The organism is Oryzihumus sp., from assembly GCF_036391795.1.
Classification (GTDB): domain Bacteria; phylum Actinomycetota; class Actinomycetes; order Actinomycetales; family Dermatophilaceae; genus Oryzihumus.
Map to the genome: position 1 here is coordinate 1 of NZ_DASVZH010000188.1, position 6,031 is coordinate 6,031.

The 6,031-nt window shown below is 73.1% G+C and carries 9 protein-coding genes; 5 read left to right on the forward strand and 4 right to left on the reverse strand.

All coding sequences use genetic code 11. The features are described from left to right. The 3 genes from VF825_RS11285 to VF825_RS11295 form a co-directional block, all read left to right on the forward strand. A partial coding sequence (locus VF825_RS11285; RefSeq protein WP_331113266.1) for a sterol carrier protein domain-containing protein occupies window positions 1-316 on the forward strand: 316 nt, incomplete at its 5' end. A gap of 12 nt (window positions 317-328) precedes the next feature. After that, on the forward strand, window positions 329-868 hold the full coding sequence (locus VF825_RS11290) for a GNAT family N-acetyltransferase (protein ID WP_331113268.1): 540 nt from the start codon (window positions 329-331) through the stop codon (window positions 866-868). Between the two features lie 89 nt (window positions 869-957). Continuing rightward, window positions 958-1,203, forward strand: a complete 246-nt coding sequence (locus tag VF825_RS11295) for a DUF6458 family protein (RefSeq protein WP_331113270.1) — start codon at window positions 958-960, stop codon at window positions 1,201-1,203. A gap of 51 nt (window positions 1,204-1,254) precedes the next feature. Here VF825_RS11295 and VF825_RS11300 read toward each other — a convergent pair whose 3' ends face one another. The 3 genes from VF825_RS11300 to VF825_RS11310 form a co-directional block, all read right to left on the reverse strand. Then, the gene (locus VF825_RS11300; protein ID WP_331113272.1) at window positions 1,255-1,671 is read right to left on the reverse strand and encodes a VOC family protein; all 417 of its coding nucleotides are present in this window, start codon (window positions 1,669-1,671) and stop codon (window positions 1,255-1,257) included. 142 nt (window positions 1,672-1,813) lie between these two features. Then, the gene (locus VF825_RS11305) at window positions 1,814-2,389 is read right to left on the reverse strand and encodes an NADPH-dependent FMN reductase (RefSeq protein ID WP_331113274.1); all 576 of its coding nucleotides are present in this window, start codon (window positions 2,387-2,389) and stop codon (window positions 1,814-1,816) included. A gap of 123 nt (window positions 2,390-2,512) precedes the next feature. Beyond that, window positions 2,513-3,328: an alpha/beta fold hydrolase gene (locus VF825_RS11310; protein ID WP_331113276.1), complete on the reverse strand. Its 816-nt coding sequence runs from the start codon at window positions 3,326-3,328 to the stop codon at window positions 2,513-2,515. 262 nt (window positions 3,329-3,590) lie between these two features. On the opposite strand from VF825_RS11310, the gene VF825_RS11315 reads away from it, so the two are divergent. Then, the gene (locus tag VF825_RS11315; RefSeq protein ID WP_331113278.1) at window positions 3,591-4,265 is read left to right on the forward strand and encodes a response regulator transcription factor; all 675 of its coding nucleotides are present in this window, start codon (window positions 3,591-3,593) and stop codon (window positions 4,263-4,265) included. Continuing rightward, on the forward strand, window positions 4,262-5,620 hold the full coding sequence (locus tag VF825_RS11320; RefSeq protein WP_331113280.1) for a HAMP domain-containing sensor histidine kinase: 1,359 nt from the start codon (window positions 4,262-4,264) through the stop codon (window positions 5,618-5,620). The genes VF825_RS11315 and VF825_RS11320 overlap by 4 nt, the downstream gene beginning before the upstream one ends. Here VF825_RS11320 and VF825_RS11325 read toward each other — a convergent pair. Continuing rightward, window positions 5,581-6,031: ATP-binding protein (locus tag VF825_RS11325; RefSeq protein ID WP_331113282.1), on the reverse strand; the 451-nt coding region annotated here is incomplete at its 5' end. The two genes, VF825_RS11320 and VF825_RS11325, sit on opposite strands and share 40 nt — an antisense overlap.

Here is a 6,031-nt window from a genome sequence, read left to right on the forward strand (position 1 = left end):
CGCAGCCCTGGCTGCCCGCGGATACACGGGGTCCGGCAGCCTCGTCCTGCAGGTGGAGGACCCGTTCTGCCCCGACCTGTCCGGCACCTTCGCCCTCGACGTCGAGGGCGGCGAGGCCAAGTGCGCCCGCGTGGAGGACGCCGCGCCCGACCTGCGGCTGGACGTCGCCGACCTCGGCTCGGCCTACCTCGGTGGGGTCCCGTTCACCGGGCTCGTGCTCGGCGGGCGCGTCACCGAGTGCACCCCCGGAGCCGCGGCGCTCGCCGACCGGCTGTTCACGACGAGCACGGCGCCGCTGTGCGTGCACTGGTTCTAGGAGGCATCCACAGTGACCCACAACGCTTCTGCGACAACGATTTTCGAGACCGAGCGGCTGGTCGTGCGGCCGTGGACCCACGACGACGCCGAGGACATCCTCGACACCTACTCGCGCATGGAGGTGGCCCGCTGGCTCGGGGCGACCCCGCGGCCGCTGGAGAACCTCGACGAGGCGCACCTCGTGGTCGACCAGTGGGGCGCCCGCAGCGAGCCGGACCCGACCTACGGCGTGTGGTGCGTGGTCGAGCGCGCCAGTGACCGGCCGGTGGGCACGGTGCTGCTGGTGCCGCTGCGTGGTGGCACCGACGGCGAGGTCGAGGTCGGCTGGCACCTGCACCCCGACCACTGGGGCAGGGGCTACGCCACCGAGGCCGCACGGGCAGCGGTCGAGCGCGGCTTCGCGGCCGGGCTGGAGGAGGTGCTGGCGGTCGTCAACCCCGACAACGACAGGTCGCAGGCGGTGTGCCGGCGCCTGGGCATGGAGCACCTCGGCCTCTCGGAGCAGTACTACGGGATCCCGCTCGAGGTCTTCCGCAGCACCACGGGCTGAGGCGACGCGTCCGGTTCGGGCGGAAATGCGTAGACTCGCGGCGTTCGGCAGGGGCGACCGGCCGCTGCCCCGTCGAAGGCAGGTGTGACGTGGGAGCCGGAGTCTTCCTGGCGGTGCTGGGCGCGATCCTGACGTTCGCGGTTCGCGTGGACGCGCCGGGCATCAACCTCAAGGTCGTCGGCGTGATCCTCATGGTCGCCGGCGGCGCGATCATCGCCTACGCGCGCCGCGGCAGCCGGCACGAGCGGGTGATCACCCGGGTCGAGCAGCCGGACGACCCGACCGCCCCGCCGCACACCGTCCAGCACGTGATCCGCGACGTCGACGTCGAGTGACCGCGCCGGTATGCCGTGTGGCTGGGACCCAGCCACACGGCATACCTGGTCTCAGGCCTGCGGGACCGAGGCGTTGACCAGCCAGCTGATGCCGAACTTGTCGACGCACATGCCGAAGATGTCGCCCCAGGGGGCCTTGTCCATCGGCATGGTCACCGTGCCGCCGTCGGCGAGCTTGTCGAACCAGCCGCGCAGGGTGGGCTCGTCGTCGCCGCTGAGCGACATGTTGAAGGTGTTGCCCGGCGTGTAGTCCATGCGCGCGGGCGTGTCGGACGCCATGAAGGTGATGCCGTTGTCGCCCTCGAGCTGGGCGTGCATCACCAGGTCGTCCTCGGCCGGGTCCTGGGAGGCGTGGAACTCCTTGAACGTCGAGATGTTCAGCGTGCCGCCGAAGACCGACTGGTAGAACTCCATCGCCGCGCGGGCGTTGTCCTTGAAACCGAGGTACGGGTTGAGCTGGACCGCCATGACTTCTCCCCATCGTGTGGCGTCGGTAGCTGCCGGGGTGCCGGCGGCTCCAGCCTCGTCCTGTCCCCGGCGCACGACAAGGGCAATTGCCGCAGCCGTCCTGGTCCGGATGGCGCAGCCGCTCCCGCCCGCGTGGCCGCCCTCAGAGCTCGTCGGGCGGCAGCACGGTGAGGACGCGCGCGATGAAGGAGCTGAACTGCTCCAGGTAGTCGCGCAGGAACGTCTCGGTGCTCGCGTCGGTGACCTCGCCGTCAGGGGTGAACAGGCCCGGCTTGAACTGGATGTAGGCCTCGACGGCGTTCATCTGGGGTGAGTTGCAGAAGCTGAGGATGCTCTTGAGGTGCTGCTGGGCGACGGCCGTCCCGATCGCGCCGGGGGAGGTGCCGATGACTGCGGACGGCTTGCGGGCGAACGAGTTCTGGCCCCAGGGGCGGCTGGCCCAGTCGATGGCGTTCTTCAGCGCGCCCGGGATGGAGCGGTTGTACTCCGGCGTCACGAAGAGCACCGCCTGCACGCCGGCGATCGCGTCCTTGAGCGCGGTGGCCTCCGCGGGGAACGTGCCGTCGAGGTCGCGGTTGTAGAGCGGGAGGTCCCGGATCGGGATCTCGGTCAGGCGCAGATGCGGTGGGGCGAGCCGGACGAGCGCCTTCGACAGGATGCGGTTGATCGACTCCTCCGACAGGCTCCCGACGAAGTAGCCCACCTCGTGCGTGGTCATGGATGGCCTCCCTTGCGTGGATGGTCCATCCAGTCTCCGACCATGGCGGCCCGGAGGCTCGCCGACGGCTGAGCCACCCTCGGGTATGCCGTGTGGCTGGGTCCCAGCCACACGGCATACGCCTCAGGCGCTGCTGCGCTCGGCGAGCCACTCCTCGAGCAGCGCCCGGAAGTCCTCGGGGCGTTCGAGGGAGGGCAGGTGGGCGGTGTCCGGCCAGACCTCGTGGCGGGCGCCGGGGACCAAGTCGGCGACGTCGCGGGCGGCGACGCCGATGGTCGGGATGTCCAGCCCGCCCTCGAGCACCAGGGTCGGCACGGTCAGCTCGCCGAGCCGCTCGGCGGCCGGCGGGTCGAGCTCGACCTCCTCGACGTCGTCCCAGTCCGCGGTGACCTCGAAGGCCCGGCGCTGCATCGTCGCGACGAGGTCGCGCGCCTCGGACCGGGTGGCGTCGGCGCCGCGCTGCGGCCCGTCGACCCACCAGTCGAGGTTGGCCTGCACGGCCGCGTCGAGGTCGCCGCGGTCCATGGCCTCGCGCTCGGCGTCGAAGAACTGGCGCAGCTCCGGGCTCATCTCGGTCATCAGCGCGCCGCCGGGGGCGGCGAGCAGGAGGGAGGCCACCAGGCCCGGGTGCTCCAGCGCGGTCTCGACGGCGACGCCGGCGCCGAAGGAGCAGCCGACGACGTGGGCGCGCTCGACGCCCAGCGCGGCCAGGGTGGCGGCCACGTCGTCGTGGTGGGCGAAGGGGGCGGCGGGGCGTGACACCGACTCGCCGAAGCCGCGCAGGTCCAGCCGGACCACGTCGTGCCGGCGGGTCAGGGCGGTCCACTGCGGCTCCCACATCCGCCGGTCCGCGACACCGGCGTGGACCAGGAGGACGGGGGTCTCACCGGTCGGGCCGGCGCGGTCGTAGGCGATGTCGGTGTCGGGGCAGACGGGCAAGGAGGCTCCTGGACAAGGGGATCGGTGCGCCCAGTCAACTGCTCTGGCCCGAGGCGGCTCAACCGGGTTTCGGCCCGCGGGTCGGGTTGCCGCGCTCGTTCAGGTCTTTGTCAGGTCCGCCGTGGCAGGGTCGAGGCATGACCGGGCGGCAGGTGGCAGCGCGAGGAGGACGCCAGGCGCCCGCGGCACGGTCCCGGGCCGCACGAAGCAGGGTGCGCGGAATGACGGACGTCGGACAGGAACAGCGGTGATACTCGCTCGCATGGAGACCTGCCGGGTGCTGCTCGTCGAGGACGACGACTCCCTGCGCCACACCGTGGCCCGCGGTCTGCGGCGCCACCACTTCCGTGTGACCACGGCGCGGGACGGCCGCTCGGCCCTGGCGCACCTGGAGGGTGACGGGGCGGACCTCATCGTCCTCGACATCGGGCTGCCCGACGCCGACGGGCGTGACGTCTGCCAGGCGTTGCGCGCCAAGGGCGACAACACACCGGTGCTCTTCATGACCGCGCGGGGGCAGGTCGCCGACGTGCTGTCCGGCTTCTCCGTGGGCGGTGACGACTACGTGTCCAAGCCGTTCGAGCTGGCCGAGCTCGTCGCCCGGGTGACCGCGCTGCTGCGCCGGATCGAGTGGTCCCCGCCCGAGGACCCGCTCGCCCAGACCCACCTGGACCCGGCGGCGCACGCGATCGTGTCGGCCACCGGCTCGACGGTCCCGCTCTCGCCGACGGAGTTCCGGATCCTCGCGGCCCTGATGGGCGCGCCGGGCACGGCGGTCCGCCGGCACCTGCTGTTCGCCGCGGCGTGGCCCGACGGCGCCAAGGTCAGCGACAACGCGCTGGACCAGTACATCGCCCGGCTGCGCCGCAAGCTGGCCGCGGCCGACCCCGAACGCCAGATCAAGACGATTCACGGCGTGGGCTACCGCTACTCATGAGACGACCGTGGAGCCTGCGCGCCAGGGTCTCGCTCGCGGCCACGCTGGCGCTGGCGGTGTGGGTGCTCCTGGCGACGGTGACCCTCAACGTGGTGCTCGACCAGCGGGGACGGGCGCAGGCCAACGCCGAGCTGCAGGACCGCGCGGACTCTGCGATGGCCACGGTGAACGTCGACGCGGCCGGGCGGCCCACGGTCAGCGACCCGAGCAACGACGCCCTCCTCGACACCGGGACGTGGATCATCGCCGGTGGGCGCGTCCTGCAGGGGCCGACCGGGAACCCGTCGCTGGTCCGCTCCGTCGAGGACGTCGCCGTGACCCCGGGGCGGTACCTCGACGTGCCGGGGGACAAGCCGTTGCGGTTGTACTCGGAGGCGATGACCGCCAACGGACGGCAGGTCGCCACGGTGGTGACCTCGCTGGCCCTCGAGCCGTACCAGCAGTCGGCCCGCGCGGTGCTGGTCGGGAGCACGGTCCTGGCGGTCCTGCTCGTGGGCGGGGCCTACCTCGTGGTCCGGGCGAGCGTGACCAGCGCGTTGCGCCCGGTGCATGAGATGACCACCCAGGCGCGGGAGTGGGGTGACGTGGACGTCGACCGGCGCTTCGGCCCCGGCCCCCGGCCGCGGGAGCTCGCCCTGCTGGCGGCCACCCTCGACGGGTGGCTGGCCAGGCTGTCGGCGATGCTGCGCTACGAGAAGCAGCTCGTCGCCGAGATCTCGCACGAGCTGCGCACCCCGTTGTCCCGCATCCTCGTCGAGGCCGACCTCGCCGAGGAGGCCACGCTGTCGTCGGCGGCGGCGACGGGGGAGTCCCTGGAGGCGGCCCAGGCCCTGGCCGCGATCGCTGACACGGCCCGCGAGATGGAGGCGATCCTCGGGACCCTGCTGGCGACGGCCCGGACCGAGTCGGGGGCGCTGGCCGGGCGCTGCGACGCCGGGCAGGTGGTCGAGGAGGCGGCTCACCGGGCGGGTGCGGGCGCCCGGGTCCGCGTGGTCGTCCAGCCGCCGGCGCCGTCGGTCCCGCCAGCCGGGCTGGACGCCCTCGTCCTCGAGCGCGCCGTCGCGCCGGTGCTCGAGAACGCGGTGCGCCATGCCGCGACGGAGGTCCGCATCCAGGTCACGCACGACGACCGGCAGGTCTTCGTCGACGTCTCCGACGACGGCCCCGGGGTGCCGGAGGCGGTGCGGGACCACGTCTTCGAGCCGGGTCGGCGCGCGGACGTCGGCGACGGCCACGACGGCGCCGGGCTGGGGCTGGCGCTGGCGCGGCGGCTGACGACCGCGGCCGGCGGCACGATCAGCCTGCTGGACTCCGCTCAGGGAGCGACGTTCCGCCTCGCGCTGCCGCGGGGCTGACGCTCGTCGAGGACCTCGACGGTCAGGTGCGGCCAGTCCGCAAGCCGGCCCGGCTCGGCTGGCGCCGGGAGGGGTGCCAGGGCGGCGCTGGGCAGGAAGTGGACCGTCGTGCCCGTGGTCGGTTGCGCCGGGATCGGCGCCAGGCCGGTCACCGGTATGCCGTGCTCGTAGCGCTGCGTCCACGACCCGTTCGCGCGGTGGTTGGTGTGGACCAGCCAGGTGCTGAGGGCGGCCACCACCGAGATGCCTCGACGCGGGTGGCCGTCGGGAAGGGTCTGCGCGGTGGGTGCGTCGAAGAACCGCAGGTCCCGCGTCGCCATGACCGGCTTGCGCACCGGGGCGCCCTGACCGTCGCGGCGCGTGTCGGTCCCTCGCCCGTTGTCCGCCACGCTCACCGACCCGTCGGCGTGG